This window comes from Sphingomonas yabuuchiae (assembly GCF_014199595.1).
In the GTDB taxonomy this organism is placed as follows: domain Bacteria; phylum Pseudomonadota; class Alphaproteobacteria; order Sphingomonadales; family Sphingomonadaceae; genus Sphingomonas; species Sphingomonas yabuuchiae.
The window spans coordinates 95,220-121,226 of sequence record NZ_JACHNX010000002.1 but is presented as its reverse complement, the minus strand read 5'-3'; the positions used below and the strand labels follow the sequence as shown (position 1 = coordinate 121,226).

The window sequence follows — 26,007 nt, the reverse complement described above, 5'->3', positions numbered from 1 at the left end:
GGGTGGCGTCCGATCGTCGCCTGTGACGGGTTTCAGGATATTGAAGGGGCGGGTCGATCCATTCGGCCCGCCCCTTTCCTTTTGGCGCCGTTACAGCCGCCCCATCGCCAGGAATTTGGCGGCCCGTCCGCGCTTCAGCTCGTCCCGGCCCAGGCCGCCCAACTCGCCCAGCGCCTTTTCGACCGCATCGCCCAGATTGGCAATCGCGCCTGCATGATCGCGATGTGCGCCGCCCACCGGCTCGGGTACGATCGTGTCGATCACGCCGAAATGCTTCAGGTCCTGCGCGGTGACGCGCATCGCCTCGGCCGCATCCGATGCCTTATCGGCGGTGCGCCACAGGATCGAGGCGCAACCCTCGGGGCTAATGACCGAATAGACCGCATGCTCGAACATCAGCACCCGGTTGCCAGCCGCCAGCGCCACCGCGCCGCCCGAGCCGCCTTCGCCCACGATGGCCGAGACGACCGGTACGCCCGCCGCCAGACAGGCCTCGGTCGAGCGCGCAATGGCTTCCGCCTGGCCGCGCTCTTCAGCCTGGATACCGGGGAACGCACCCGAGGTGTCGACCAGCGTCACGATGGGCAGACCGAACCGGTCTGCCAACTCGACCAGGCGAATCGCCTTGCGATAGCCCTCCGGCTTGCCCATGCCGAAATTGTGGCGGAGGCGGCTGGCGGTATCCTCGCCCTTTTCATGGCCCAGTACCATCACGCGCTGGCCACGAAACTGCGCGAAGCCGCCCATGATCGCCTGGTCGTCGCCGAATGCGCGGTCGCCCGCCAGCGGCACGAACTCTTCGAACAGCCCGGCGACATAATGCTTGAAGTGCGGGCGCTGCGGATGGCGCGCGACCTGCGTCTTCTGCCACGGGGTCAGCTTGGTGAAGGTATCGCGCAGCAGCTTGTCGGACTTGGCCTGGAGCTTGGCGATCTCCGCGCCGATATCGACCGTCCCTTCGGCAGTCGTATCGCGCAGCTCGTCGATCCGGCTCTGAAGCTCGGCGATCGGTTTCTCGAAATCGAGGAAGGTCGTTGACATGGCGCTATCGCCTAAGGGCGCTTGTCCCGAAAATCAACGAGCGGGTGTTTCGCATTGACGAGTTCGACCAGTCGGCTCGCCTCGACATGGGTGTAGATTTCGGTCGTGGCGATGTCGGCATGGCCGAGCATCGCCTGCACCGCGCGCAGATCCGCCCCGCCGCCGAGCAGGTGCGTGGCGAAGGCATGGCGCAGGACATGCGGGCTGACCCGGTCGGGTGGAACCCCCGCTTCCGCCGCCAGCGCCTTGATCAACTGATAGAGGCGGATGCGGGTCAAATGCTTTTTACCGCCGGGAAAGAGCCAGAGCTTGTCGGCCGGGACATGCACCCGCCACGCCGCCACCGCCGCCCGCGCCCGGTCCGAGATCGGCACCATCCGCTCGACGCCGCCCTTGCCCTTCAGGATCAGGAAGGGGCGGTCCGGGTGCACCGCATTGCGCGGCAGGGCGACCAGTTCGCTCGCACGAAGGCCCGAACCATAGAGCAGCTCGACCAGGGCCGCGAGGCGCAGATCGTTTGCGCTGGGATGCGCGGCCCCCGTACGCTCTGTGATGGCGGCGAACAGGCGGTCGATATCGGCATGGCTGAGTATCTTGGGCAATGCCCGCCGCTGGCCCGGGCGCGGCAGCACCGACGAGGGATCGTCGCCGCGCAGCCCTTCTTCATGCAGGAAAGCATAGAAGCGCCGCAGCGCCGCCGCCTTGCGCGCGACGGTGGAATTGGCCAGCGACGCCCAGCCTTCGGCCAGCCTTTGGAGCGCGCCCTCATCGGCCTCGCGCAATCCGTCCATCGCCTCGGCGGCAAGGCGCAGGTCTGAGCGATAGGCCGCCAGCGTATTGCCCGCCGCGCCAGCCTCCGCCGCCATCATCTCCAGAAAGCGGTCGACCAGCGCGGCATCGTGCATGTTCATGTCCGGGCGATCGCCTCCGCCGCGATCATCCGCGCCTCGCTATCCAACCCGACCGCGCGCAGTGCCTCGACGATGCGATAGAGTGCCTGGGGCGGCACGCCGCGCCAATCGCCGGTCTGCATCCCGACCGCGCAGAGCAGGACGACCATGCCGGTCTGCCCGTCCGCCACCGCCTGATCCAGCGCCTCGGTCCAGGCATTGCGCTGGCCGACACGTACGTCGAGCGCCTCGGCGCCCTTTTCGATATCGGTCCGCGACAGCCGCCCGAGCCCCGCCAGTCCGGCAAAGAACATGCGTTGTTTCAAGGCATCGGCGCTGTAGTTCGAGACCTGATCATAAGCCAGCTGGCCTTGCCGGTCGGGATCGCTCAACACGATCATCGCCCAGGCATCGCTGTTCTGCTTCGCCGCATCGCGCCAGCGCGCCGCGCTGCGGTCGAGCCCGGCGGACAGCATTGACGCGACCAGCCGGTCGGCCTCGCGCCCGTCGCTCGTCACCGGCAGCCGCGCGGCGGCGCGGGCCGTCAGGATCAGTCGGCCATAGGGCGTAGGCGTATCGTCGCCCCAGAGCGCGAGCATGGCCGACAATCGCTGCCCCTCGTCCCCGGCGGCATAGGCGTTGCGCAGGTCGTTGCCGGTCGCCGACTGGGTCCGGCTGGCCTGATCGTCATCGGCCAAACCGGAATAGAAATCGACCAGCGCAGCGTTGGAAAGAACGCCCAGTGTCGCCGCCTGGTCGGCCACCCCGGCCCGCTCGGTCGCGGGCACAGATGGCGAGGTCGCCAGCCAGCCGCGCACCTGCGGCCCGACATAGGAAAGATAATCCGGCGGCACCGTCACGCCCGTCGCCGTGGCCAGGCCGAACCGCCAGACCGTAAGGCGGTCGGCCCCACTCCAATCGACACTGACCGCCTTGCGCGCGGACCCCGCGCCCATCAGCTTTTCGGCAAGCTTCAGGTCGAAGTCGTCGGCGACCCGCTGACGGCGCATCTGGCGAACGGTCGCGGTGGCGCGCGCGCCATCCCCCGTCAGCGCCCCGCACCAGCCTTGCGCGAGCCGATAGCCGCCCAGTCCGGTCACCGCGCTGCCGCGATCGGCCAGCGGGCACAGCCCCGCCGGGTCACTGGAGGCCAGAAGCGCGTTCATCGCGACCTGATAGAGTTTGGGCGTGTAATTGACCGGATCGACCGACTGCACGACCGCCCGCGCTACCTGCGCTTCGCCCATGCGCAGCAGCAGCCAGGCTCGTTCGGCGGCGAAGTCTGCGCCGTTCACTCCGCGCGGCGTCTCGACGTGCGCGGCCAGGGCGCGACGCAGCAGGATCGAGGTCCAGCGCGACGGCAGGGGCGCGGACAAGCGCCGCATCAGCGTCTCGGCGACGCGACCATCGGCACCGGCAAAGATCGTCTGGTCCAGCGCTCCTTCGCGCGGCCCCGCAGGACCGACCACCGCCAGCGACCGCCGGGCCGAAGCAGGCAGTTCATATTCGGCCAGCGTCGCCGCATCCATGGTGGGCGTCGGCGAGGGCGTGGGCGTCGGGACCGGGGTCGCCAGCGTATCCAGCAGCGCTCCCACGGCGTCGGCGGGGGTCGGCGCAGGCGTCGGCGTGGCCAGGGGCGTAGCACCCGGCACGGCACCTGCGACCGGGCGCGCCGTCGACCGGGGGGTCGGCCGGGCACTAGGCTGCGCGGCAGGCTGGCCGAAGCCGGGGGGCAGCAGCGATTCGGGACGGTCCTGCGCCGCGGCAATGGCTGCGGCCCCGACCATCAGCAGGGCTACGGCCCTGGGCAGGTGGCGAAAAGCGCCCCCCCGCTTATTGCAGGTTGCCAAGCGAGACCGCCTTTTCGACCTGGGTGGTCGGCCGTTCGGTCGCCCGGCCCGAGAGCAGGAACAGCCCGCCGACGACGATGACGAGAAGGACGATGAGCGAAACGACCATACGGGACATGAAACGCAAAACCTTATAATGGACCCGTGAAAGCCCGGCCGGTGTTGCCGGGCGCGCGCCCGCTGTATAGCGCAGAGCGCAATGTTGCAAAGCCACAACCCTGTAGATGCAAGCTGGAACGGATCGCCCATCGTGCTCGTCGGTCTGATGGGCGTGGGCAAGTCGACCGTGGGCCGCCGTCTGGCGAATCGGTTGCGCGTGCCCTTCGTCGATGCCGACACCGCGATCGAACAAGCCGCCGGCATGAGCATCCCCGAAATCTTCGAACATTACGGCGAACCCTATTTCCGCGACGGCGAGCGCCGCGTGATCGCTAGGCTGGTCGATGGTCGCCCCAAGGTGATCGCGACCGGCGGCGGCGCGTTCATCAATGACGAGACGCGCGCGCTGATCCTGGAACAGGCGACCGCCATCTGGCTGAACGCGAGCCCCGAGGTCCTGGCCGAGCGCGTCAAGCGCCGCGACACCCGGCCGCTTCTGCGCGGCAAGGACCCGCTGAAGGTGCTGCGCGAGCTGTCGGCCGTCCGCAACCCGATCTACGCGCTCGCGCCCATCCATGTCTCCAGCAAGCGGGGGCCGCACGAGGCCACCGTCAACGCCATCCTGAAAGCCATCGGACGATGAAGACCGTCACCGTGTCGCTCGGCGACCGCAGCTATCCCATCCATATCGAAGCCGGGCTGCTGCCCCGCGCCGCCGAGTATCTTGCGCCCCTGTCGCGCGGGCGTCGTATGGCGATCGTGACCGATGAGAATGTCCGGCCGCATCTGGCGGTGCTCCAGGCATCGCTGGAGGCAGCGGGCGTCGCGAGCGAGGCGATCATCCTGCCACCCGGCGAGAAGACCAAGAGCTGGGCGATGCTGGAGCATGTCTGCGACCGGCTGCTCGAACTCGGCATCGAGCGGGCGGATCATGTCATCGCGCTGGGCGGCGGGGTGACCGGCGATCTGGTCGGTTTCGCCTGTTCGATCGTCAAGCGCGGCTGCCGCTTCGTACAGATCCCGACGACCTTGCTGTCGCAGGTCGACTCGTCGGTCGGCGGCAAGACCGCGATCAACACCTCGGCGGGCAAGAACCTGATCGGTGCCTTCCACCAGCCCGCGATGGTGCTGATCGACCCGGACGTGCTCGACACGCTGCCTGCGCGCCAAGTGCGGGCGGGTTATGCCGAGGTCGTCAAATATGGCCTGATCGACGACTTCGCCTTTTTCGAATGGTGCGAGGCTAATGCGCCTGCATTGCTGGCGGGGGATGCCGATGCGCGGGTATACGCCATCGCGCATTCGGTCGCGGCGAAGGCGCGGATCGTGGCGGCGGACGAGCATGAGACGAACGGCATCCGCGCGCTCCTGAACCTCGGCCATACTTTCGGCCATGCGCTGGAGGCGGAGGCGGGCTTCTCCGACCGGTTGCTCCATGGTGAAGGCGTCGCGGCGGGCTGTGCCCTCGCCTTCCGCTATTCGGTGCGCAAAGGCCTTTGCGAGCGGCAGGATGCCGAGCGGGTGGCGGCGCATCTCCGCGCGATCGGCCTGCCCGACGGCTTGGCGGCCGCCGGGATCGATGCCCCCTCTGCGACGTTGGTCGAGCATATGAAGCACGACAAGAAGATGGCGGCGGGCACCCTGCCCTTCCTGCTCGCGCGCGGGATCGGGCAGACCTATCTGGACAAGACGGTCGATCTGACGGACGTGGCCGCCTTCCTCGATTCCGAGCCGCGCTGATGCCCAACGGCGTCGCCAAGCAGAACCTGCCGAGCAAGACCTGCCCGGGATGTGGGCGGCCCTTCACCTGGCGCAAGAAATGGGCCCGGGATTGGGATCAGGTGGTGTATTGTTCGGATGCGTGCCGGAAGAAGCGGTAACCACCCCGCCGTTCGCATCGAGCGAAGTCAAGATGCCTTCCCTTGGCCTTCGACTTCGCTCAGGCTGAACGGAGCTTGTACTGAACCCCGTTCACGCTGAGCGAAGTCGAAGCGCACGCCCCGACCTACCCCCGCATCTTCTTGGCCGCCGCCAGGGCCCGCTCCCGCCCTTCGCGGTGCCCGATGATCTTGGCCGGATAATCCTTCGGCCGACACCCGGCCTCTTCCGGATCGTGGATCGCGGCATTCGACACATGCTTCAACTCCGGCACCCATTGCCGGATATAGTCGCCCGCATCGAACTTTTCCGACTGGCTGAGCGGCGCCATGATCCGGCCGAACATGTTCGAATCGATCCCTGTCCCCGCGACCCACTGCCAGTTGACGGCATTGTTCCCGTAATCGGCATCGACCAGGCAGTCCCAGAACCAGCGCTCGCCCTCGCGCCAGTCGATCAGCAGATGCTTGATGAGGAAGGAGGCGGTGATCATCCGCACCCGGTTGTGCATCCAGCCTGTCGTCCAGAGCTGGCGCATGCCCGCGTCCACGATCGGATAGCCGGTGCGGCCGGTCTGCCACGCCTTCAGATCCTTGTCCGCCTCCGCACCGCTCCGCCATGGCATCGTGTCGAACGCGTCGCGGCCGTTGTGGTCGGCATAGTCGGGCAACGCCATGACCACGCCATCTGTAAAGTCCCGCCAGGCCAGTTCCTTGCGAAACGTCTCGGTATCCCCGCGCCGGGCGAGCGAGTGCCACACGGCGCGCACCGAGACCTCCCCGAAATGCAGGTGCGGCGACAGGCGTGAACTGCCCTCCTCGGAGGGCATGTTGCGCGCGGTGTCATAGGCGACCGCCTTCTCGCCGAAATCCGCCATCCGCTCGCGCGCCGTCGCCTCGCCCGGTATCCAGTCCTCGTCGAAACCGGTCGACCAGTCGGGCTTGGTGGGGAGCAGCGACCAGTCGGCCAGCGTATCGCTAGTCGGCCAATGCCCAGGCCCCTCCAGCCTCTCGGGGCGGTCGCATGGATGTTCGGGCGGCAAATGGCCCTGCAATCCCTTCCAGAAGGCCGAGTAGATCCGGAACGGCTTGCCGCTGCCCGTCGTCACGAGTTCCGGCCGTGCCAGATGATTACCGTCATGGATCCTCAGACAATCGTCCAGCGCCTCCTCCGCCTTGCGCCACCAGGGTTCGTAATGACGGATGGCATGGATTTCGGTCGCGCCTGTCTCCTCCATCAAGGCGCGCAGGGTTTCGACGGCCTTGCCTCGCCGCAGGATCAGGCGGCTGTCCAGTTCCTTCAAGTCCTTCGCAAGCGAGGTCAGGCTGTGATGCAGCCACCAGCGTTGCGCCGCGCCCATCCGCCAGTCGCCCGGCGTCTCATCATCGAGGATATAGACCGGAATGACCGGCCCCGCTTCCGCCGCCGCGAGGAGAGCCGGTTGATCGTGAAGGCGAAGATCCTGGCGAAACCACAGGATCGTGGGGGAAGCTGTCATCCAGCCGCTACGCTTCGGCCTCCGCCGGGTTCCGATGGGACAGTCTTTCGCCCAGAGTCTGGATCGCCGTGACGTGCCGTTCCGCGATCGCCATGACGTCATCGCCATAGCCGCCGCCGACCGTGCTGGCGACGGGAAGCCCCCGCGCCAATGCCAGATCAGCAATCAGCTTTTCGCGGGCGATCAGCCCCTCCCGCGTCAAGGACAGACGTCCCAGCCGATCCTCGACGAACGGATCGACCCCGGCCTGATACAGGATGATGTCGGGCCGATGCTCGTCGAGGAACGGCGTCAGGGTCGCGGCCAGTTCGGCCAGATAGCCGTCATCATCCACGCCGTCGGGCAATCCGACGTCCAGTGTCGAGCGGGCCTTGCGTGCCGGGAAATTCTTCTCGGCATGGATCGAATAGGTGACGATATCCGGCCGCCCGGCGGTCAGCGCGGCGGTGCCGTCGCCCTGATGCACGTCGCAATCGACGATCGCCACCCGGCCGACGACACCCTGCTCGACCAGCCGCACCGCCGCCACCGCCAGATCGTTGAACACGCAGTATCCCGCCCCCGTGTTGGCCAGCGCATGATGGCTGCCCCCGGCGGTATTGGCGGCCAAGCCATGTTCCAGCGCCAGCAGCGCGGCGGTCCACGTACCCCCCGGCACCGCCCGCGCCCGATGGGCGACCTGCTCGGTGATCGGAAAGCCGATCCGCCGGGTCTTGTCGGGCGGCACGCGGGCCTCCAGCACCTCGGCGACATAATCGGGGTCGTGCACCGTCTCCAGCCAGACTGGCGGGATCAGTTCGGGCTCGGTCCAGACCACCGCATCGCCCTTTGCCCGCAGCAGATCGCGGATCGCCCCGTTCTTGCCCCAGCGATAGGTGGAACGCGCCGGTGCCTCGGTGACATAGGCGGGGTGATGGACGACATGGATCATCGCCCCTAGGTAGGAAGCCATGACCCGCGATAGGAGGGCCACGGCCCCGCTGCCCGAACTGCGTGCCGCAAAACTGCGAACCGACGTGGCCCGCTTTCTCGGCTATTATAACCGTCTCCCCGGCCCGCCCCAGCAGGAACTGGGTCCGGAAGCCGCCCGCCAGATGATGCGCGCCGCGCGCGACCTTACCGACCCGCCGGTGGAGCCGCTCGCGCTCGACGAGGCGTTCACGATCGACGGCCCGGCGGGGCCGATCCCCGTGCGGCGCTTCGATCGGCGCGAACGGCGCGAGCCCGGCCCGGTGGTGCTGTTCTTCCATGGCGGCGGCTTCGTGATCGGCGATATCGACACCCATGCCCCGCTCGCCGCCGAGATGGCGCGCACGCTCAACCTCCCCGTCCTATCGGTCGGCTATCGCCTCGCGCCCGAACATCCCTGGCCCGCCGCGCCCGACGACTGCGAGGCAGCGGCGCGCTGGCTGGCCGGGCAGCCGGGAACGACCGGGCTGATCGTGGCGGGCGACAGCGCGGGCGGCACGCTCGCCACCGTCACCGCCATGAGCCTGCGGGATCGGCCCGCCGATGTACCCGTGATCGCCCAAGGGCTGCTCTATCCGGCTACCGACATGGCGCGCGCGCATCCCTCGCTCCGGGACTTTGCCGAGGGGTATTTCCTGACCCGCGCGATGCTGGACTGGTTCGTCGCCTGCTACGCCGCCGATCTGGGCGACGTGCGCGCGGCGCCGATGCGCGGCGAACTGGCCGACATGCCGCCCGCCGTCATCATGACCGCCGAGTGCGACCCGATCCGCGACCAAGGCCGAGCCTATGCCGCCGCGCTGGCCAAGGCCGGCGTGCCCGTCACCTTTCGTGAGGCACGCGGCACGATCCATGGCTTTGCGACGCTACGCAAGGCGATCCCCTCCGGCGTCGGCGATCTCACCGCTTTCCTGCTTGCGTTGAAGGCCGTGATCGTCGAGGCGGAGGGCATCCGCCCGATGGGACAATGATGATGACCGACCTTCCCTATCGCCCCTGCGCGGGCGTCATCCTGATGAACCGCGACGGCCGCGTCTTTGTCGGCCAGCGGATCGATTCGACGCTGGAGGCGTGGCAGCTTCCGCAAGGCGGCATCGACCCCGGCGAGGAGGCCGATGCGGCAGGGCTTCGCGAGCTGTTCGAGGAAACCGGCGTCACCGCCGACAAGGTCGAACTGATCGCGCGCGCGCCCCATGAACTCACCTACGACCTGCCCGAGGACATGATCGGCAAGGTGTGGAAGGGCAAATGGCGCGGCCAGCGGCAAATCTGGTTCCTCTACCGCTTCCTGGGCGAGGACCGCGACATCCGTATCGACACCGAGCATCCCGAATTCCGCGCCTGGCGCTGGGCCGAGCCGGAAACGCTGCCCGCCATGATCGTGCCGTTCAAGAAGGCATTGTACGAGGAACTGCTGGTCGTCTTCGCGCAGCACTTCACCGCAACCCATGGAAATGCGGCGATTTCAGTCCATGGAACAAAGGGCTAAGGTACCGGACGATGAAGACGCGGCTGTTCCTGATCCCGATGGCGCTCGGCCTGCTCGCCAATGCCGATCCCAAGGACCCGGACCCGGCGCTGATCCCGCCCCAGATCCGTTCGATGCTGGAGGCCGCGATCGCCAGCGGCAATGAGAACGACATCACCACCGTCGTCCGCTACGCCCGCAACGCGGTGCCCGAGGCCGCCGACGCGATCGATGCGATGGCCGATGTCTGGCGCGACGAAAAGACCGCGAGCCGCAGCCGGACCCTGCGCGAGGCGACCTTTTTCGACCTGTGGCATGGCCGGGTGGAACTGGGCGGTTTCGCAACGACCGGCAACAGCCAGAATATCGGCCTGACGGGCATTGTCGACCTGACCCGCGAAGGGCTGCAATGGCGGCACAAGCTGCGCTTCCAGGGCGATTATCAGGAAAGCTTCAGCGTCGTCAGCCGCGAACATTATGTCGCGTCCTATGAGCCGAACTTCAAACTGAACGCCAACAACTATGTCTATGGCGCGGCGCAATATGAAAGCGATCGCTTCCTCGGCTATTTCAACCGTATCTCGGCGTCGAGCGGGGCGGGCTACAGCGCGATCCGCAAGCCGCGCATGACCCTGGACGTCGAACTCGGCCCGGCGTTCCGGCACACCGAGTTCACCGACGGGCGCATCGAAAGCGCGCTGGCAGCGCGCGGCAATCTGAACTTCGTGTGGAAGTTGACCCCGGCCATGACGTTCAACCAGAACGCCTCGGCCTATGTGCAGAAGTTCAACAGCACGGTCAGCACCAATTCGGCGCTGAACGCCAAGCTGTTCGGTCCGCTCTCGGCCGCGCTGTCCTACAACGTTCAGTATGAAAGCGAGCCGCCGCTGGGCCGCCGGACGACCGACACGATCACCCGCGCCTCGGTGGTGTACAGCTTCTAATTTCGGCGACGGGGTTCACCTTTGCCGTGTCCATGGCCTAGATTAAGGTCATGGAGAGACTGAACACGATCGAGCGGGACGCGGTGGCGTCCGCCGCCGCCTATCCCATGCTGCCGCTGGTCGAGGAATGGGCCGCGATCAACAGCGGCACCCGCAACGTGGCCGGGCTGGCGATCATGGCCGACCGGCTGGCCGAGCATTTCGGGACCCTGCCGGGCGATCTTGCCCTGGTCGAACCCGAGCCGGTCGAACGGATCGGCAGCGACGGCCGGTCCGCGCCGCTGGCCCATGGCCGCCATATGCTGCTGTCCGTCCGCCCGGACGCCGCCCGCCGGATGCTGTTCACCGGCCATATGGATACCGTCTATCCGGCCGATCACCCGTTCCAGGCCGTGACGCGGATCGACGAGAACCGGCTCGGCGGGCCTGGGGTCGCGGATATGAAGGGCGGATTGGCGGTGCTGCTCGCCGCGCTGAAGGCGGTCGAGGCAAGCCCGCTGGCCGAACGGTTCGGCTATGACGTCCTGATCAATTCGGATGAGGAAACCGGATCGGCCTCTTCGGCCGCGCTGATCGCGAAATGTGCGGGCGGCAAGGTCGCCGCGCTCACCTACGAACCCGCTTTGCCCGATGGCACGCTGGCAGGCGCGCGAGGCGGAACCGGCAATTTCACCATCGTCGTGCGCGGACGCAGCGCCCATGCGGGCCGCAATCCCGAGGAGGGGCGCAACGCCATCGTCGCCGCCGCACGGATCGCGCTGGAGCTGTCGCAGCTCGCCGCCGACGACATCACCGTCAACCCGGCCCGGATCGACGGCGGCGGCCCGAACAATGTCGTGCCCGATCTGGCGATGCTGCACGTCAATTTCCGTCCGCGCGCGCTGGCCGCGATCGAGCGGACCGGCGCGGCGATGAAGGCGATCGCGGAACGGATCGCCACCGAACACGATGTGCGCGTCGAGGTTCATGGCAGCTTCAATCGCCCCCCAAAGCCCATCGACGACGGCGCAGCCGCCTTGTTCGAGACGGTTCGCGGCGCGGGAGCCGATCTGGACCTGACCATCGGCTGGCGCGACACCGGCGGCGTGTGCGACGGCAACAACATCGCGGCGGCAGGGGTGCCCGTCGTCGACACGATGGGCGTGCGCGGCGGCGCGATCCACTCTTCGGACGAATATATGCTGATCGACAGCCTGGCCGAACGTGCGGGCTTGTCGACGCTGACCATCCTGCGCATCATCGGTGCCGCATGAGCAGCTTCTGCATACGCCCCGCGGTCGATAGCGACCTTCGCCACCTCTATGAAATGGCCAAGCTGACCGGCGGCGGCTTCACCAACCTGCCCCCCGATCGCCGCGCCCTGACCGCCAAGCTGGCGCGCAGCCATGACGCCTTTGCGGGCGATGGCGACGGCAAGGTCAAGGACGAGCTGTTCGTCCTGATGCTGGAGGACCGCGCGACCGGCGAAGTCCGGGGTACCTGCCAGATCTTCACCCATGTCGGGCAGAAGCATCCCTTTTACAGCTATCGCATCGGCACGCTGACCCAGCATAGCCGGGAACTGGACCGCACCTTCCGCGCCGAGATGCTGTCGCTGACCACCGATCTGGAAGGCGCGAGCGAGGTCGGCGGGCTGTTCCTTCACCCCGGCGAGCGCGCCGGGGGTCTGGGCCTGCTGCTTGCTCGTAGCCGTTACCTGTTCATGCGCGCCAACCGCCCGCGCTTCGCCGACCGGGTGCTCGCCGAGCTGCGCGGGGTGATCGACGAGGCGGGCGGATCGCCCTTCTGGGACGGGCTGGCGGGGCGCTTCTTCGGGATGAATTTCCAGGAGGCCGACCAGTTCAATGCGATCCACGGCCACCAGTTCATCGCCGACCTGATGCCCAAGCACCCCATCTACACCGCGATGCTGACCGAGACGGCCCGCGCCGCCATCGGCCTGCCCCATCCCTCGGGGCGCGCTGCCATGCGGATGCTGGAGAATGAGGGCTTCGCCTTCGAACATTATATCGACATTTTCGATGGCGGACCGACGATGACCGCGCGGACCGATCAGGTGCGAACCATCCGCGACGCGCGCGAAAACACGGTCGTCGCGATCGACGCGCATCCGGGGCGCGAGGCGCTGGTCGCGACGGGGCGGCTCGCCGACTTCCGTTGCGCGCTGGCCGAGATCCGTGACGGCGATGGCGGGATCATCCTGTCCGAAGACGCCGCCCGTACGCTCGACCTGACGGTCGGCGATACCGTCCTGCATATCGATCGGTGAGCATCATGCTGAGAGAGATCAATTTCGACGGCATCATCGGGCCGAGCCACAATTATGCCGGGCTCAGTCACGGCAACCTGGCCGCGACGCGCAATGCGGGCAAGACCTCGCATCCCAAGGCCGCCGCGCTTCAGGGGATCGCCAAGATGCGCGCGAATCTCGACCTGGGGCTGGTACAGGGCGTCCTCCTGCCGCATGCCCGACCCGATCATGGCTGGCTCGGGCGGCTGGCAACCGATTATGTCAGCGCCTCGCCGGTCCTGAAGGCGCAGGCGCTGTCTGCCTCGGCGATGTGGGCCGCCAACGCCGCGACCGTCTCGCCCGCGCCCGACACGCGCGACGGGCGCTGCCACCTGACCGTCGCCAATCTGCTGACCATGCCGCATCGCAGCCATGAATGGCCCGCGACGCTGGCGCAGCTGCGGATGATCTTCGCCGACCCGGCCTTTGTCGTCCATCCACCGGTGCCCGCGCCTTTCGGCGACGAGGGTGCAGCCAATCATATGCGGCTGTGCAGCGGCCATGATCATCCGGGCATCGAAATCTTCGTCTTCGGCGAAAGCGGCGGCCCCTTCCCCGCGCGCCAGCATCGCCAGGCGTGCGAGGCGGTCGCCCGCGCGCATCGCCTGTCCCCCGACCGGGTGCTCTTCGCGCGCCAGTCCGATGCGGCCATCGCGGCGGGGGCTTTCCACAACGATGTCGTCGCCGTCGCCAACGAACGGGTGCTGTTCGCGCATGAACAGGCCTTCGCCGACCGTGATACCTTCTACGCCGACCTGCGCACCCTGATGCCCGATGTCGAAATCGTCGAGGTGCCCGCCGAGAGCGTCAGCTTGGAGGATGCCATCGCCTCCTACCTGTTCAACGCGCAACTGGTGACACCGCCGGGCGGCGAGCCGACGCTGATCGTGCCGCAGGAGGCGCGCGACAATGCCCCCGTCTGGTCCTGGCTGCAGGAGCATGTTGCGGGCAATGGTCCGATCCGGCGGCTGAAGGTCGTGAACGTCCGCGAATCGATGGCCAATGGCGGCGGCCCTGCCTGTCTGCGACTGCGGGTGGTGGCCGATCCGGCAACCATCGACCCGCGCTTCCTGGTCGATCATGCCGCGCTGGATCGCATCGCCGCCGTGATCGAGGCGCATTGGCCCGACGCGATCGACCCCACCGAAATCGGCGACTCCGCGCTGATCGGCCGGATCGAGGCCGCGCGCCTCGCCCTCCTGACCGAGCTGGACTGTCTCAAATTGGCAAGCGGTTGACCCTTGGCGGCGGGGCGATCCGGTGGTGTAACGGCGCCATGTGGTCTCGCCTGGTCGCCCTGTTCACGATCAAGTCGAAGTTCGAGGCTTTTCTGGTCATCTATGGCCTGGGCCTCGGCGCGGTCGAGCGCGGGATGCATTATCTGACCGCTTATCCGGGACTTCCGGGCAAGATCCTGTTCGCCGCCTGCCCCATCGCGGTGTTCATGGCGGGTGCGCGCATTCTCGACTCGCTGGAGCGGGACTATCGCGATTGACAGGATAAGTTGGTCGCACGGTTCGCTGGCGACATTATCTGACAATCCGATGACTGGCCTTACCCACCTGCAACGCCTCGAAGCCGAGAGCATCCATATTCTTCGCGAGGTCGTCGCCGAGACCGAGCGTCCGGTGATGCTCTATTCGGTCGGCAAGGACTCGGCCGTGATGCTGCATCTGGCGAAGAAGGCGTTCTTTCCGGCACGCCCACCCTTCCCGCTGCTCCATGTCGACACGACCTGGAAATTCCAGGCCATGTACGAATTGCGCAACCGCGCGGCCGAAGCGGCGGGGATGGAGCTGATCGTCCACCGCAACCCCGAGGCCGAGGCGCTGGGCATCAATCCGTTCGATCATGGCAGCCGCCACACCGATATGTGGAAGACCGAGGGGTTGAAGCAGGCGCTGACCGCAGGCGGCTATGACGCCGCGTTCGGCGGCGCACGGCGCGACGAGGAGAAGAGCCGTGCCAAGGAGCGCGTCTTCTCCTTCCGCTCCGCCGCGCATGGCTGGGACCCCAAGGCGCAGCGGCCCGAGCTGTGGAACCTGTACAACAGCCGCATCCACAAGGGGGAGAGCATCCGCGTCTTCCCGCTGTCCAACTGGACCGAACTCGATATCTGGCAGTATATTCTACAGGAGGGCATCGAGATCGTGCCGCTCTATTTCGCCGCCCCCCGCCCGACGGTGGAGCGCGACGGCATGCTGCTGATGGTCGATGACGACCGTTTTCGCCTGAGGCCCGGCGAGGTACCGGTCGATCGCTCGATCCGCTTCCGTACGCTGGGCTGCTATCCGCTGACCGGTGCGGTCGAGAGCGAGGCGGCGACCCTGTCCGAGGTCATCCAGGAAATGCTGCTGACCACCACGTCCGAGCGGCAGGGCCGTGCGATCGATCACGATCAGGCGGCCAGCATGGAGAAGAAGAAGCGCGAGGGGTATTTCTGAGATGACCGCCTATCAACCCGATGCGCTGATCGCCGCCGATATCGACGCCTATCTCGCCACCCATGCCGCCAAGTCGATGCTGCGCTTCATCACCTGCGGCTCGGTCGATGACGGCAAGTCGACGCTGATCGGTCGGCTGCTCTACGATTCGAAGACCATCTTCGAGGACCAATTGAGCCAGCTGGAGGCGGACAGCCGCCGCGTCGGTACGCAGGGGGCGAATATCGACTTCGCGCTGCTGGTCGACGGGCTGGCCGCCGAGCGCGAGCAGGGCATCACCATCGACGTGGCTTACCGCTTCTTCGCGACGGAGAAGCGCAAGTTCATCGTCGCGGATACGCCCGGCCACGAGCAATATACCCGCAACATGGTAACCGGCGCGTCCACCGCCGATCTGGCGGTGATCCTGATCGACGCGCGCAAGGGCGTGCTGACCCAGACGCGGCGGCACAGCTATCTGGCGCATCTGGTCGGCATCAAGGAGATCGTGCTGGCGGTCAACAAGATGGACCTGGTCGGCCACGACCAGTCGGTCTTCGAGGCGATCGTCGCCGACTATGCCGCGTTCGCCAAGACGATCGGGATCGAGCGGTTCACGGCGATCCCGCTGTCGGGCCTTACCGGCGCGAACGTCACCACGCCTTCGCCCGATATACCCTGGTATGACGGCCCCGCTTTGCTCCCCCATCTGGAAACGGTGGCGATAGACGGCGACCGGGCGGTGGCCGCGTCGTTCCGTATGCCGGTGCAATGGGTCAACCGACCCGATCTCGACTTTCGCGGCTTTGCGGGCCTGATCGCCGGCGGTCGGGTATCGGTCGGCGACCGGGTGCGGATCGCGCCCTCGGGCAAGACCACCAGCATCGCACGGATCGTCACCTATGATGGCGACCGCGAACAGGCGATGGCGGGCGAAGCGGTGACCCTGGTGCTGGCCGAGGAGGTTGACTGCTCGCGCGGCGACGTGATCGCCGCCGCCGAGGACCCACCCGAGGTCGCCGACCAGTTCGTCGCCACCATCGTCTGGATGGCCGATGCGCCGCTGGTGCCGGGACGCAGCTATTCGCTGAAGCTGGGAACCCAGTTGGTCGGCGCGACGGTCCAGCCGCCCCGCCATGTCGTCGACGTCAACAGCCAGGAACAGCGCCCCGCCGACACGCTGGCGCTTAATGATATCGGGCTGGCGGAAGTCTATGCCGACCGCCCGATCGTGTTCGAGCCCTATGCGAAAGGCAGCGCGCTCGGCGGCTTCATCCTGATCGACCGCGCGACCAATGCGACGGTCGCGGCAGGGATGATCGACCATGCGCTGCGTCGGGCGCAGAACGTCCATTGGCAATCGGCGGTGGTGACGCGCGAGGCGCATGCCCGGCAAAAGGGACAGGCTCCCAAGGTCCTGTGGTTCACCGGCCTGTCCGGTTCGGGCAAGTCCACCATCGCCAATATGGTCGAGCAGAAGCTGCACAGCATGGGACGCCACAGTTTCCTGCTGGACGGCGACAATATCCGCCACGGCCTGAACCGCGACCTGGACTTCTCCGAAGCCGGGCGGGTGGAGAATATCCGCCGGGTGGGTGAGGTCGCCAGGCTGATGGCCGATGCCGGCCTGATCGTGCTGACCGCCTTCATCTCCCCCTTCAAGGCCGAGCGCGACATGGTGCGTGCGCTGCTGCCCGAGGGTGAGTTCGTCGAGATCTTCGTCGATACCCCGCTGGATGTCGCCGAAGACCGCGACGTGAAGGGCCTTTATGCCAAGGCGCGGGCCGGCGAGATCGCCGAGTTTACCGGCATCTCCAGCCCCTATGAAGCGCCCGAACGGCCCGAGATCCGCATCGATACGACGAAGGAGACGGCGGAACAGGCCGCATCGCGGATCGTCGAGCATGTGCTGGGCATCTGGAGTTACGATCTGTGACCGATGCCGAACTGGCTCGCTCGGTCGCGGTCGAGGCGGGCGAACTGCTCAAGTCCATCCGCGCGTCGAGCGGATTGGAAGGCGCCGCCCTTGGCGCGCTGGGTGACAGGGATGCCAATAGGCTGATCCTCGACCGTTTACGCGCTGCGCGGCCCGACGACTTCATCCTGTCGGAGGAGTCGGTGGACGACCGGGCGCGCTGTGCCGCCAGCCGGGTGTGGATCGTCGACCCGCTCGACGGCACGCGCGAATATGCCAGCGGGTCGAGCGAATGGGCGGTACATATCGGCCTGGCCATTGACGGCCGTCCGGCCCTCGGCGCGGTGTCAGTGCCCGACCGCGATCAGGTCTTCGCGACCGACGACCTTCCTCCCAAGCATCCCCCCTGCCCGGCGGGTCTGCGCGTCGTCGTCAGCCGCAGCCGCGCGCCCGATATCGCGCGTTGTGTCGGCGACCGGCTGGGCGCGATCATGATCCCCATGGGTTCGGCGGGCGCCAAGGCGATGGCGGTGGTCGAGGGCCGCGCCGATGTCTATCTGCATGACGGCGGGCAATATGAGTGGGACAATTGCGCCCCCGCCGCCGTCGCGCTGGCGGCCGGGTTTCATGCGTCGCGCATCGACGGCAGCCCGCTGGTCTATAATTGCCAGAACCCCCTGTTGCCCGATCTGCTGATCTGTCGGCAGGAAGTGGCGGCCACCGTGCTGGAGGCCATCGCGCAGGGTTGAAGCGGATCGATGCAGGTTGCATAAATGTGACCTTGTAACGTCTCATGGCTTGGTTCATGGGTCAATGATGCCGCACCCTCTTTCCGTCGCTCTTGTCGTGCGGACGCTTCCATGACCCTTGTCCCCCTCGCCTTCGGCTTTGCCGCGATGCTCGCCACGCTGGCGGGCGGGCTGCTCGCCCTGCGGCTGCGCAATCGTATCGGGCTGGTGTTGGGCGTGACCGCCGGGATCGTGGTCGGCGTGGCCTTGTTCGATCTGGTGCCCGAGGCGCTGGAGCTGGCGGGGGACCGTTGGACGATCCGCGCGATGATGGCGTTCAGCGCGATGGGGCTGGGCGGCTATATGCTGCTCGACCGGGTGCTTGCCCGGATACCACGCGCCGCGGCCGCGTCATGGCGGGGCGATCTGGGCCCGGCCATGCTCTGCCTGCACAGCCTGATGGACGGGCTGGGCATCGGCATCGCGTTTCAGATCGATACGGCGGCGGGGTGGATGATCGCGCTGGCCGTGCTGACCCATGACGTGGCGGACGGCGTCAACACCGTCAGCCTCAGCCTGGCGGCACGATCGGAAGCGGCGGCGCGGCGCTGGCTGGTGCTGAACGGGGTCGCCCCGATGCTGGGCGTCTTGATCGGCCTGGGGCTGTCGATCCCGGCGGGGATGCTGGCGCCGCTGATGGCGCTGTTCGCCGGGATTTTCCTCTATATCGGCGCGTGCGAGCTGGTGCCGCGCAGCCAGTCGCTCGATTCGCGGCTTCGGACCAGTTTCGCGACACTAGCGGGCATCGCGTTGATGCTGGGTGTGACGCACTTCGCCCACTGAAGCCGGATTTGGGGCACCGCCGCCGGGAAGGGCGCCGACGACGATGCCCCGCTCACGGCAAAACCCTCAGGCGGGCCGGGCAGCCTCCGCCGCCGCATTCGCACCGCCTTCGGCCATGCCGGTGAGTTTCTCGTCGGTCGCCTTTTCCTCGGCCAACGTCTCGTCCAGGATCGCTGCGCAGTCGCTGCGGCCCAGCTGCCGTGCCCAGGACACCAGCGTGCCGTAGCGCGCGATCTCATAATGCTCGACCGCCTGCGCCGCGGCGATCAGCGCGGCGTCGAGCACACGCTTGTCGGCGACTTCGCCCGCGACCTCATTGGCCTCCTTGATGATGCCGTCGATGGCCGGGCAGGTGACCGCCTTGGGCGTTTCGCCGTGCATCTCGAACACCTGTTCCAGCCGCCGGATCTGCCCTTCGGTTTCGCGCAGATGCTGCTCGAACCCGGCCTTGAGCTGCGGGTCCGTCGCCTTGTCGATCATCTTGGGCAGCGCCTTAATGATCTGATGCTCGGCGTAGTAGATGTCCTGAAGCTGATGGACGAACAGGTCGTTCAGCGTCGTGATGTCCTTGGAAAACAGGCCCATGATCCGTCTCCTGATGGGGTGGTTTTAGCGGTCGGCCGAGCCGGGCTCGGCGATCTTGCGATGGGCTTCGGCCAACACCGATTGGGGCACGACGCCCGAACCTGCGACCTGCAACTTGTTCTTCAGCCCGGTGGTGATGTGTCCCTCACCTGCCTTCATCGCGTCCCAGCCCTTTTGAGCGACCTCGGCGGGATCGTCCTTCTTGCTCTGGCCGATATTGGTGTCGAGCATGTCGGCGCGGGCGAAGAATTCGGTGTCGGTGGCCCCCGGCATCAGGGTCGTCAGAGTTACGCCCTTCTCGTCCTTCAGCTCGTTGCGCAGCGCCTCGGTAAAACTGTCGATGAACGCCTTGGTCGCGTTGTAGATGGCGTTGAACGGACCGGGGATGAAGCCGACGATCGATCCCGTCACCAGCACCTTGCCCTCGCCGCGCCGGACCATCGCCGACAATATGCGTTGCAGCAGATAGACGGTGCCGGTGACGTTGGTGTCGACCGAGCGTCGCCAGTCCCGGACCGACTGATCGAGAAACGCCCCGCCCTTGCTGTTGCCCGCATTGGCGCACAGCACGTCGACGGTCCGGCCATCGGCGGCGGCAAGCAGCGTATCGACGCCCTCCAGGGTCGACAGGTCCGCCTCGACCGCCTGGACCTGCGCGCCCAAAGCGGACAGCTTGCTGGCGGCCGTGTGGATCGCGGCCTCATCCGCGACGATCAGCAGGTCATAGCCGTCACGCGCCGCACACGCCGCCAGATGATAGCCGATGCCCGTCGAGGCCCCGGTCACGATTGCGAATTTCTCTGCCATGGCGTGGTTCCTTATTGGCCGGGCTTCAGCACGATCTTGGTCACTTCATTCTGCTGGTCGTGGAACATGCGATATCCCTCGGGCGCCTGTTCCAGCGGCAGGCGATGCGAGATCAGGAAGGTCGTATCGATCTTCCCCTCCATGATCGCGTCGAGCAGGCCGGGCAGATAATGCTGGACATGGGTCTGCCCAGTCTTGAGCGTCAGCCCCTTCTGCATGACCGCACCCAGCGGAAACTTGTCGACGAACCCGCCATAGACGGCGGGCATCGACACGCGGCCGCCCTTGCGACAGGCGATGATCGCCTGCCGAATGGCATGGATGCGATCAGTGCCGAGGAAGGTCGAAGCCTTGATCTGGTCGATCGCGTTGTCGACGAACAGGCCATGCGCCTCCAGCCCGACCGAGTCGATCACCGCATCGGGGCCGATCCCGCCGGTCATCTGCATCAGTGCGTCATAGGTCGCGGTCTGCTCGTAGTTGATCGTCTCCGCACCGAACTTGCGCGCCAGTTCCAGCCGATGCGGGAAATGGTCGATCGCGATCACCCGCTCCGCACCCATCAGGAACGCTGACTGGACCGCGAACAGCCCGACTGGGCCACAGCCCCAGACGGCGACCGTGTCACCCGGCTCGATCTGGGCATTCTCCGCCGCCATCCAGCCGGTGGGCAGGATGTCGGACAGGAACAAAACCTTCTCGTCCTCCACCCCGTCCGGAATGACGATCGGGCCGGTATCGCTGAACGGCACGCGGACATATTCCGCCTGCCCGCCCGCATAGCCGCCGGTCATATGGCTATAGCCAAAGAGCGCGGACATCGGGTGGCCATACAGCTCACGCGCGATATCCTGATTGTCGGCGGGGTTGCCGTTCTCGCAGCCCGAATATTGATGCTTGCCGCAATGATAGCAGGAACCGCAGGCGATGGTGAACGGCACCACGACCTTCTGCCCCTTTTTCAGCGTCGAGCCCGATCCCGTCTCGACCACCTCGCCCATGAATTCATGGCCCAAGATGTCGCCCGACTGCATCGTCGGGATATAGCCGTCATAGAGGTGAAGGTCGGAGCCGCAGATCGCGGTCGCCGTCACCTTGATGATCGCGTCGCGGGGATTGACGATTTCCGGGTCGTCGACATTGTCCATGCGGACGTCATGCTTGCCATGCCAGGTCAGCGCCTTCATGCGGCCTGCTCCTCACGCTGTTTGGGGTTCATCGCATTGGTGGCGACCTCGCCGGTTTCCATCAGCTGCTTGAAGCGGGCGAGGTCGCGGCGAACCTGGATATTGGGTTCGCGCTGGAACAGCTTGGCGACCAGCTTGCCGATGACGCCCGCCGGCGGATCATAGAGGATGGTCGCGGTGACGACGGTGCCTCGCTTGCCCGCATCGCGGAAGGTCACGCGGCCCGAATTGGCGATGTCGGCCCCTTCCGCCGAGGCCCAGGCGATCAGTTCGCCCTCCCGCTCCTCGGTGACGATCGCGTCCCATTCGACATGGGTGCCGCCCGGCGCCTTGACGATCCAATGCGAGCGCTGGTCGTCGAGCACTTCGACGCGCTCGACATTCTCCATCACGCTGGCGAGATTGGAAAAGTCACGCCACCAGGCATAGAGTTCGGCGGATGGGCGGTTGATCGTCACCGCCCATCCGGCAAAGCTGTTCCCGCGATCCTCGCCCCCCTCGGCCGTGGCGATCCTGACGGCGGCGTCCTGGTCTTTGGACGTTGACACGGGGGCGTCGTCATAGGGTCTGTCGGCGATGTCCGGCATAAGCCTCTCTCCTCATTCCATGCCCGGACAGCGTTGGGTGAGGCGTGATGTTCCTTATTTTATCATGTTTTTCCAATATCTTGATACATATCAAGCGATCGAGTGGATCAGCCTGCCGTCACCCGGATCTGGGCACGACCGACCTTGCGCGCCAGCGCCTTGGGATCGGGAATGGTCATGGATCGCGACGACCAGATCAGATCACCCGCCCGCCGCGCTGCCTGCAACATGCGGTTCACGTGCACCGCCGTCAGGCCGAGCGCATCGGCCAAAGTTTCCTGCGTGATCGGCAGGTCGAAGCTGCGGCCATGGGTCATTTCGCTGAGTTCCAGACGCTCATGCAGTTCGAGCATCAGGTCGCCAATCCGCTCCATCGCATTCATCCGCCCCAGTCGCGCGATCTGGGCCAGCAGATAGGCCTCGTCCATCGCATGGGCGACCGCATAGGCTTCGTCGAGCGCGGGCAGCGTGCCGAGCTCGGGCGGGGCGCAGGTCGTGACCTCGGTCAGGGTGATGATGCTCGTCGGTGCCACCGGGCGCCGGTGATGATAGAGACCGACGACATCGCCCGGCAGCAGGAAGTTGAGGAACTGCCGCCGCCCATCGAGCAGGATGCGCACGCGTGCCGCCCATCCCGACAGGATCAGATGCGGGCTGGCGATATCGCGGCCCTCGACCATCAGATCTCGGCGGGGCCGGAATTGCTGGGGCCGGGCGATCGCCTCGCCAAGCGCCGTGATCGATGCATGGTCCAGGGGCGCGAGGCGGGACAAGCGATGGAGTGCCGGCGCGATCGGCCGGATGCTGCGCGTAAGCGGAATATTCATGGTTTGCCCTTCGCCGTCATCAGGGAAAACGGCCCGCCGGCGGGGCGGCCCAGGGAAAGCACAGCAAGCAGCGGGGATCGGAATAAATTCATCGCAACTCTCCTCATCCTGCCACCGACCTGGATTGGTCGTGCGGCGAGAGCGATGACGCGACGGACGCCACCGGTAATGCATAAAGGGGTTGGACGGCGACCAACCGGCGACATGCCACCGGATCGATCCGCCATCACGGTCATGACGAACCAAGCGGGGCTATCGTAACGCTTCCGTGTGCAAGGTGTACGAACAACCGTCCGCTGCGCTCCATAATGCACATCAATATCCGGCGTTTTTCGTGCGTTACGGTAAAAAACGAGGCAGAACGTGGGAAATAGGCGGCACGATACCGCTGTTTTTCACGTCCATTCAGACTCTTTTTAAGACAGAATGGAATCGCAGCGGGAGGCGGCCCCGGCACGGGTCTTCCGTCATTCCCTTTTGAGCCCGAAACCCTATGGTGCGCGCCTTTCTGTCCAAGAGGCTCTATCATGCGTTTCGCCACCCTCACCCGCCAGCCCGACGATCCCTTGCTGCGGATCATCGGCCAGCACGCCGCCGACCCGCGTACGAACAAGATCGACCTGGGCGTCGGCGTGTTTCGCGATGAGGAAGGCCGCACGCCCGTCATGACGGCAGTGAAGGCGGCCGAGGCCCGCCTGCTGACCGAACAGCCGAGCAAATCCTATCTGGGGCCGGAGGGCGATATCGGCTTTGTCCGTGCGCTGGCGACGCTGGTGCTGGGCGACGCGGTTGCGGCCGAACGGGTCGTCGGGCTCCAGACGCCCGGCGGGACCGGGGCGCTGCGCCTTGCCGCCGAACTGCTGGCGCGGTCGGGCGTCGAACGGATCTGGATCGGCAGTCCGAGCTGGGCCAATCACGCGCCACTCTTCCGCCAGGCGGGTGTCGAACCGGCGATGATCCCCTGTTTCGACCTGAACACCCAAAGCTTCGACCTGGACGGCTTCCTGACCGGGCTGGGCGAAGCGGGTGCGGGCGATGCCGTCTTGCTGCATGGATGCTGCCACAATCCGATCGGGATCGATCCCGATGCCGCGGGCTGGCATGCCATCGCGTCACGCGTCGCCGAACGCGGGCTGCTGCCGGTCGTCGATCTTGCCTATCAGGGCTTGGGCGATGGCTTCGATGTCGACGCCCAAGGCGCGCGCACCATATTGGCGGCGGTGCCCGAGGCGCTGCTCGCCTATTCCTGCGACAAGAATTTCGGGCTGTACCGCGAGCGGACCGGCGCGCTGTTCGCCGTCACCCCCGATCGGGACAGCGGCGCGACGGTGTTCTCCAACCTATTGGCACTGGCGCGGGCCAATTGGTCGATGCCGCCCGATCACGGCGCGGCCATCGTCCGTATCATCTTGGAAGACGAAAGCCTGACCGCTGAGTGGCGGGAAGAGCTGGAGACGATGCGCCAGCGCCTCGAAAGCCTGCGTGCGGCCTTGGCCGCCGGGGGGCGGATCGGGACGATCGATCTGGCGGCCGTGGCGCACGGCAAGGGCATGTTCGCCACCCTGCCCCTCTCGCCCACCCAAGTGGAATGGCTGCGCGATCGTCATGCCATCTATATGGCCGGGTCGGGCCGGATCAATATCGCCGGGTTCAATATGGCGGCTGTCCAGACCTTCCATGAAGCGCTGCGGGATATGGTGGCGAAGGGGGTCGCGTAATCCGGGCTATCCCGCCGTTCCTTTGGGGCGGCGGGATTCCCTTGGCCACTCGGCCAACGAAAAAGGGGCGCATCCGAATGGCCGGATGCGCCCCTTTCCGTGAGGGTACGGGCCGGAAATCCCAGCCCGCCCCGCCTTACTTGCCCGAGTGGACGATGCGGTTGACGATGTTCTCGATCCGCTCCTGACGGCCCGAACGGGGCTTCGGATCGATCGCCTTCTCGACCGCGAGGTCGGCGATCCCGGCCAGGTCGAGACCACCGACCTTCTGCCCAAAATCGCCATCCCAACCGGCATAACGCTCGGACTTGATCGCATCCAGACGACCGTCCTCGATCAGCGCGGCGGCGTTGAGCAGGCCCTTGGCCACCACGTCGATCCCGCCGACATGGCCGTGGAACAGATCGACCGCGTCCATCGACTGGCGACGCACCTTGGCGTCGAAGTTGAAGCCGCCAGTGGTGAAGCCGCCCGCCCGGATGATCTCCAGCATGGCCAACGTCAGTTCCTCGACCGAGTTGGGGAACTGGTCGGTATCCCAGCCATTCTGGTGGTCGCCGCGATTGGCGTCGATCGAACCGAAGATGCCCAGCGCGCCCGCCGTTGCGATCTCATGCTCGAAAGTGTGGCCGGCCAGCGTGGCGTGGTTCGCCTCGATATTGACCTTCACTTCGTTCTCCAGGCCGTAAGCCTTGAGGAAGCCGTACACGGTGGCCGTGTCGAAGTCATACTGGTGCTTGGTCGGCTCGTGCGGCTTCGGCTCGATCAGGATCGTGCCGGTGAAGCCGATCTTGTGCTTGTGCTCGACGACGAGGCTCAGGAAGCGGCCCAGATTGTCCAGTTCGCGCTTCATGTTGGTGTTGAGCAGCGTCTCGTAGCCCTCGCGACCGCCCCACAGCACATAGTTGGCACCGCCCAGACGGTGCGTCGCCTCCAGCGCATCGCGGACCTGCATCGCACCGAAGGCATAGACTTCGGGGTCCGGGTTGGTCGCGCCACCGGCGGCGAAGCGCGGATGGCTGAACAGGTTGGCGGTGCCCCAGAGCAGCTTGCGGCCCGACGAGGCCTGCAGCTTTTCGAGATGATCGACCGCTTCGGCGAAATAGCGGCGATGCTCGGCGACGCCCTGCGCATCGGCCATCACGTCGACGTCGTGGAAGCAGTAATAGGGTACATCGAGCTTCGAGAAGAAATCGAATGCCACTTCACGCTTCTGCGCGGCGGCCGCGCTGTCGTTGGCGCCCGCATGCCAGGGGCGGTTGAACGTGCCGCCGCCGAACACGTCCGAACCCGGCCAGCAGAAGGTGTGCCAGAAGCAGGCGGCGAAGCGGAGATGCTCCTCCATCGTCTTGCCCAGCACGACGCGGTTCTTGTCATAGAAGCGGTAGGCGAGCTCATTGTCGCTGTCCGGACCTTCATAGCGGATCGTCGGGATGTCGGCGAAAAAGTTGGTAGCCATG

At 66.4% G+C, this 26,007-nt stretch carries 27 protein-coding genes; 15 read left to right on the top strand and 12 right to left on the bottom strand.

The features are described 5' to 3' along the window. Positions 1-90: 90 nt before the first annotated feature. Genes GGQ89_RS03725 through GGQ89_RS20215 form a run of 4 tightly spaced genes read right to left on the bottom strand, consistent with a single transcriptional unit; the run spans position 91 to position 3,899 of the window. A complete protein-coding gene (locus GGQ89_RS03725) occupies positions 91-1,041 on the bottom strand; it encodes an acetyl-CoA carboxylase carboxyltransferase subunit alpha (protein WP_184104209.1) in 951 nt (316 codons plus the stop codon). A gap of 11 nt (positions 1,042-1,052) precedes the next feature. Beyond that, a complete protein-coding gene (locus GGQ89_RS03720; RefSeq protein ID WP_184104207.1) occupies positions 1,053-1,952 on the bottom strand; it encodes a tyrosine-type recombinase/integrase in 900 nt (299 codons plus the stop codon). Beyond that, positions 1,949-3,718 (bottom strand): hypothetical protein, encoded by a 1,770-nt coding sequence (locus tag GGQ89_RS20220; protein WP_276208916.1) that lies wholly within the window; start codon positions 3,716-3,718, stop codon positions 1,949-1,951. Before GGQ89_RS20220 ends, GGQ89_RS03720 begins: the two co-directional genes overlap by 4 nt. A gap of 46 nt (positions 3,719-3,764) precedes the next feature. Continuing rightward, the gene (locus tag GGQ89_RS20215) at positions 3,765-3,899 is read right to left on the bottom strand and encodes a hypothetical protein (protein ID WP_257575576.1); all 135 of its coding nucleotides are present in this window, start codon (positions 3,897-3,899) and stop codon (positions 3,765-3,767) included. An 81-nt stretch (positions 3,900-3,980) separates the two neighbouring features. On the opposite strand from GGQ89_RS20215, the gene GGQ89_RS03710 reads away from it, so the two are divergent. The 3 genes from GGQ89_RS03710 to GGQ89_RS03700 are packed head-to-tail and all read left to right on the top strand — an operon-like array spanning position 3,981 to position 5,760. Then, entirely contained in the window at positions 3,981-4,523 is a 543-nt protein-coding gene (locus tag GGQ89_RS03710; RefSeq protein WP_056437338.1) for a shikimate kinase, read from the top strand. Beyond that, on the top strand, positions 4,520-5,620 hold the full coding sequence (aroB, locus tag GGQ89_RS03705) for a 3-dehydroquinate synthase (protein WP_184104205.1): 1,101 nt from the start codon (positions 4,520-4,522) through the stop codon (positions 5,618-5,620). The genes GGQ89_RS03710 and aroB overlap by 4 nt, the downstream gene beginning before the upstream one ends. Beyond that, positions 5,620-5,760: a DUF2256 domain-containing protein gene (locus tag GGQ89_RS03700; protein WP_184104203.1), complete on the top strand. Its 141-nt coding sequence runs from the start codon at positions 5,620-5,622 to the stop codon at positions 5,758-5,760. Before aroB ends, GGQ89_RS03700 begins: the two co-directional genes overlap by 1 nt. 125 nt (positions 5,761-5,885) lie before the next feature. On the opposite strand, the gene GGQ89_RS03695 is transcribed toward GGQ89_RS03700, so the two are convergent. Both GGQ89_RS03695 and GGQ89_RS03690 read right to left on the bottom strand, forming a co-directional pair. Continuing rightward, on the bottom strand, positions 5,886-7,256 hold the full coding sequence (locus GGQ89_RS03695) for a cryptochrome/photolyase family protein (protein ID WP_184104201.1): 1,371 nt from the start codon (positions 7,254-7,256) through the stop codon (positions 5,886-5,888). A gap of 7 nt (positions 7,257-7,263) precedes the next feature. Further along, positions 7,264-8,187, bottom strand: a complete 924-nt coding sequence (locus GGQ89_RS03690) for a histone deacetylase family protein (protein WP_184104695.1) — start codon at positions 8,185-8,187, stop codon at positions 7,264-7,266. 19 nt (positions 8,188-8,206) lie between these two features. On the opposite strand from GGQ89_RS03690, the gene GGQ89_RS03685 reads away from it, so the two are divergent. From GGQ89_RS03685 to GGQ89_RS03635, 11 genes are all read left to right on the top strand, one after another. Then, complete coding sequence (locus GGQ89_RS03685) at positions 8,207-9,196, top strand: alpha/beta hydrolase (protein ID WP_184104199.1); 990 nt, start codon at positions 8,207-8,209, stop codon at positions 9,194-9,196. Positions 9,197-9,198: 2 nt separating this feature from the next. Further along, positions 9,199-9,714, top strand: coding sequence for an RNA pyrophosphohydrolase (locus GGQ89_RS03680; protein ID WP_184104197.1), 516 nt, complete (start codon positions 9,199-9,201; stop codon positions 9,712-9,714). Positions 9,715-9,725: 11 nt separating this feature from the next. After that, positions 9,726-10,637: a DUF481 domain-containing protein gene (locus tag GGQ89_RS03675; RefSeq protein WP_076716470.1), complete on the top strand. Its 912-nt coding sequence runs from the start codon at positions 9,726-9,728 to the stop codon at positions 10,635-10,637. Positions 10,638-10,687: 50 nt separating this feature from the next. Continuing rightward, positions 10,688-11,890, top strand: a complete 1,203-nt coding sequence (locus GGQ89_RS03670) for a hydrolase (protein WP_184104195.1) — start codon at positions 10,688-10,690, stop codon at positions 11,888-11,890. Then, positions 11,887-12,906 (top strand): arginine N-succinyltransferase, encoded by a 1,020-nt coding sequence (locus tag GGQ89_RS03665; protein ID WP_184104193.1) that lies wholly within the window; start codon positions 11,887-11,889, stop codon positions 12,904-12,906. Before GGQ89_RS03670 ends, GGQ89_RS03665 begins: the two co-directional genes overlap by 4 nt. Positions 12,907-12,911: 5 nt before the next feature. Next, positions 12,912-14,165, top strand: a complete 1,254-nt coding sequence (locus GGQ89_RS03660) for an N-succinylarginine dihydrolase (protein ID WP_184104191.1) — start codon at positions 12,912-12,914, stop codon at positions 14,163-14,165. Between the two features lie 38 nt (positions 14,166-14,203). Beyond that, positions 14,204-14,422 (top strand): hypothetical protein, encoded by a 219-nt coding sequence (locus GGQ89_RS03655; RefSeq protein ID WP_042482538.1) that lies wholly within the window; start codon positions 14,204-14,206, stop codon positions 14,420-14,422. A 49-nt stretch (positions 14,423-14,471) separates the two neighbouring features. Next, positions 14,472-15,371: a sulfate adenylyltransferase subunit CysD gene (gene cysD, locus GGQ89_RS03650; protein WP_184104189.1), complete on the top strand. Its 900-nt coding sequence runs from the start codon at positions 14,472-14,474 to the stop codon at positions 15,369-15,371. Position 15,372: 1 nt separating this feature from the next. Next, positions 15,373-17,286: a sulfate adenylyltransferase subunit CysN gene (gene cysN, locus GGQ89_RS03645; protein ID WP_184104187.1), complete on the top strand. Its 1,914-nt coding sequence runs from the start codon at positions 15,373-15,375 to the stop codon at positions 17,284-17,286. Further along, entirely contained in the window at positions 17,283-18,014 is a 732-nt protein-coding gene (locus tag GGQ89_RS03640; RefSeq protein ID WP_184104185.1) for an inositol monophosphatase family protein, read from the top strand. The genes cysN and GGQ89_RS03640 overlap by 4 nt, the downstream gene beginning before the upstream one ends. A gap of 111 nt (positions 18,015-18,125) precedes the next feature. Further along, complete coding sequence (locus GGQ89_RS03635) at positions 18,126-18,836, top strand: ZIP family metal transporter (protein WP_184104183.1); 711 nt, start codon at positions 18,126-18,128, stop codon at positions 18,834-18,836. Positions 18,837-18,902: 66 nt separating this feature from the next. Here GGQ89_RS03635 and GGQ89_RS03630 read toward each other — a convergent pair whose 3' ends face one another. From GGQ89_RS03630 to GGQ89_RS03610, 5 genes are all read right to left on the bottom strand, one after another. Further along, the gene (locus GGQ89_RS03630; protein WP_184104182.1) at positions 18,903-19,421 is read right to left on the bottom strand and encodes a YciE/YciF ferroxidase family protein; all 519 of its coding nucleotides are present in this window, start codon (positions 19,419-19,421) and stop codon (positions 18,903-18,905) included. 24 nt (positions 19,422-19,445) lie between these two features. After that, entirely contained in the window at positions 19,446-20,228 is a 783-nt protein-coding gene (locus GGQ89_RS03625) for an SDR family NAD(P)-dependent oxidoreductase (protein WP_184104180.1), read from the bottom strand. An 11-nt stretch (positions 20,229-20,239) separates the two neighbouring features. After that, the gene (locus GGQ89_RS03620; RefSeq protein ID WP_184104178.1) at positions 20,240-21,415 is read right to left on the bottom strand and encodes a zinc-dependent alcohol dehydrogenase; all 1,176 of its coding nucleotides are present in this window, start codon (positions 21,413-21,415) and stop codon (positions 20,240-20,242) included. Further along, on the bottom strand, positions 21,412-22,002 hold the full coding sequence (locus GGQ89_RS03615; protein WP_184104176.1) for an SRPBCC family protein: 591 nt from the start codon (positions 22,000-22,002) through the stop codon (positions 21,412-21,414). The genes GGQ89_RS03620 and GGQ89_RS03615 overlap by 4 nt, the downstream gene beginning before the upstream one ends. Before the next feature lie 107 nt (positions 22,003-22,109). Further along, entirely contained in the window at positions 22,110-22,829 is a 720-nt protein-coding gene (locus GGQ89_RS03610; protein ID WP_056437381.1) for a Crp/Fnr family transcriptional regulator, read from the bottom strand. Between the two features lie 527 nt (positions 22,830-23,356). On the opposite strand from GGQ89_RS03610, the gene GGQ89_RS03605 reads away from it, so the two are divergent. After that, the gene (locus GGQ89_RS03605) at positions 23,357-24,547 is read left to right on the top strand and encodes an amino acid aminotransferase (protein ID WP_184104174.1); all 1,191 of its coding nucleotides are present in this window, start codon (positions 23,357-23,359) and stop codon (positions 24,545-24,547) included. Between the two features lie 136 nt (positions 24,548-24,683). Here GGQ89_RS03605 and xylA read toward each other — a convergent pair whose 3' ends face one another. After that, the gene (gene xylA, locus GGQ89_RS03600) at positions 24,684-26,006 is read right to left on the bottom strand and encodes a xylose isomerase (protein ID WP_184104172.1); all 1,323 of its coding nucleotides are present in this window, start codon (positions 26,004-26,006) and stop codon (positions 24,684-24,686) included. Position 26,007: the final 1 nt, after the last annotated feature.